Source organism: Albidovulum denitrificans, assembly GCF_002973535.1.
In the GTDB taxonomy this organism is placed as follows: domain Bacteria; phylum Pseudomonadota; class Alphaproteobacteria; order Rhodobacterales; family Rhodobacteraceae; genus Albidovulum; species Albidovulum denitrificans.
This window is the reverse complement of record NZ_PVEP01000021.1, coordinates 1-2,230: the sequence shown is the minus strand read 5'-3', so window position 1 is coordinate 2,230 and position 2,230 is coordinate 1. Positions and strand designations below refer to the sequence as shown.

Sequence of the window (2,230 nt, the reverse complement as noted above, 5' to 3'; positions counted from 1 at the left end):
CACGCCGGAACTCCGGCGTCGGTCTGCTTCCGTTTCCCATAGAACACCTCCTGGTTCCTCAGTTGGTGCTCTCCACTTTTTCAGGGCAAGTCCACAATGTCTCGCCAATGACATGAGCCTCGAAGGCGCCGCCCAGTATCTCTGCCTGTCGAATTCCGCAGTCAAGGCGCGACTGGCATCAGTGCGCAAGCGTACCGGGCTTGAGACCAACACCGGCGTTCTCGGCCTCGCCTTCCGGCAGAAGCTGATACTGTAAGCGGGGAATATGACAGCATCCGTGGGACCCGCAGAATGCCGGATCGACCGAAAGTTCGGGCTATGACGGTCGGCAGGGCCAGAGTTCCGTTCCATCATCAGCAAGGCGCCGGATATTGATCTGGGCGCCAAGTGGCGTGACGGCCAGCGTTGTCAGTGCGTAAAGCACCCGTCGGCCCTGTTCGTGGGTCAGTGGAACCCCCTGGCCGTTTTTCAGGATCGCGGTTGTCATTTCGCGAGTGTAACGCCCTTGTTCCACAAGGTGAATCCCGTTTGAGCCGTTGCTGCGGTGTGACTTTGGCAATCTTTGACGGAGCGTATGGAACCCCGATGTCTCCGAAATTCCGGCGCTGTTTGCCAACGGCGCTTGGAGGCAATGGGCTGTCATCAATGCGGCTTGGCGATAGAAAGTGGACATATTCTGTTGTCAAACGGATTAGGTGTGGCTACGTTGGCGCCAACTCCCGTTGATAACAGGATCGGCGTCGAAATGGTCACCAAAGCCTTCGATCTGACGGGCGCCGTATCCTACCACACCGGCCAGTTTCCTCCCTCCTCGCTCGATTACGAGCGCCTTCTCGGCCCCCTCGAAGAGGCGGCAGCCTCCCTTGCGCGTTACGATGCCAAGATGTCGGGGATGGTGAACAGCGAGCTGTTTCTCGCGCCCCTGCGGCGCCAGGACGCCGTCACATCTTCCCGAATGGAGGGCACGATCTCGACCATCGAGGAACTTTACCGCCTCGAGGCCGAAGAGGACGCTGGCAGCGCCGACCCCTACCGCGAAGCGCGCAATGACGACATCGAGACCTATCTCTACTCCCGCGCGCTCCGAAATGCCCAACAGGCGCTTGCCGAAGGCGCGCCGCTTGGCGAGCACCTGATCCGCACCGCCCACCAGCAGCTCCTTTCGTTCGGCCGCGGTGCTCGCAAGCGCCCCGGAAGTTACAAGGTCGATCAGAACTACATCGGGGACGAGCGGCGCGGACAGATCCACTACGTTCCGATCGCGCCGGAACACCTCGGCCCGGCGATGGCCGATCTCGTGCGTTACATCGACGAAAGCACGATGCGGCCCTTGATCCGCACTGCGATCGCGCATGTCGAATTCGAGGCCCTGCACCCGTTCGAAGATGGCAACGGCCGTATCGGTCGCATGCTGATCACCCTGATGCTCTGGAAGCTGGGTGTCCTCCATCAGCCAAACTTCTTCGTTTCGGGCTATTTCGAGGCCCACAAGTCGGAGTATATCGAGCGCATGCGCGCGGTTTCGGCAACCGGGGATTGGACCGGGTGGGTCATCTTCTTCCTGCGAGCCATGCATGCGCAGGCAACGGTCAATATCGAGACGGCAGACGCGATCTTTCAACTCCATGGCCAGATGCGGGAACGCTTCCGCGACGTGCTCAACTCGCAATTCCACGACCAGGCGCTGGATTTTGTCTTCGCCAGTCCGATCTTCCGCAACGACCGTTTCGTCGACCGCTCCGGGATTCCGGCATCATCGGCGCGCGCCCTCTCCCGACGGCTCGTCGATGCGGGCCTCCTGCGCACGATTGAGGCCGCCTCAGGGCGCCGCGCCGCACTATACGCCTTCGACCCGCTGCTCGATCTGCTAAAGGTCTGACGCAGGGTAGTGTCGAAGCACGGTGATTGAGGAGTTTCGAGCCTGAGCGGGCCAGTGAAGCCATTCGTCCGACTCCGCTTGCCAACGCAGAAGAGAAGTTGTCCTTGGGCGGCTCATGCGACCGGTAATCCGATTTATGTAACGTAACTGGAGCTGCGGCCAGCAGACAGCGGCCCGCGAGAACCGCCTCTCATGGGTGGCTCTACCCCCGCAGCAATGTTTTCAGATCCGTCCCCGGCGCCTCCAGCATGGCACGTGACCTGCTCCCCTTAGAGTCCGCGTTTATAAGTTAGCTCTGTTCAGGGTTTGGTCCTCTTCTGACCGTTTGTGATACTCCCGCGGGGTGAGCCC

The 2,230-nt window shown here is 60.7% G+C and carries 2 protein-coding genes; both read left to right on the top strand.

The features are described from left to right. The first annotated feature begins 112 nt into the window (after window positions 1–112). Window positions 113–256 (top strand): hypothetical protein, encoded by a 144-nt coding sequence (locus LX70_RS20835; RefSeq protein ID WP_170076269.1) that lies wholly within the window; start codon window positions 113–115, stop codon window positions 254–256. A gap of 489 nt (window positions 257–745) precedes the next feature. Continuing rightward, complete coding sequence (locus tag LX70_RS20325; protein ID WP_105516621.1) at window positions 746–1,879, top strand: Fic family protein; 1,134 nt, start codon at window positions 746–748, stop codon at window positions 1,877–1,879. Window positions 1,880–2,230 lie beyond the last annotated feature (351 nt).

Bases quoted from the DNA above. Each gene is read 5' to 3' on its own strand.
- LX70_RS20835 (WP_170076269.1), top strand. From the start codon at position 113: ATGAGCCTCGAAGGCGCCGCCCAGTATCTCTGCCTGTCGAATTCCGCA.
- LX70_RS20325 (WP_105516621.1), top strand. From the start codon at position 746: ATGGTCACCAAAGCCTTCGATCTGACGGGCGCCGTATCCTACCACACC.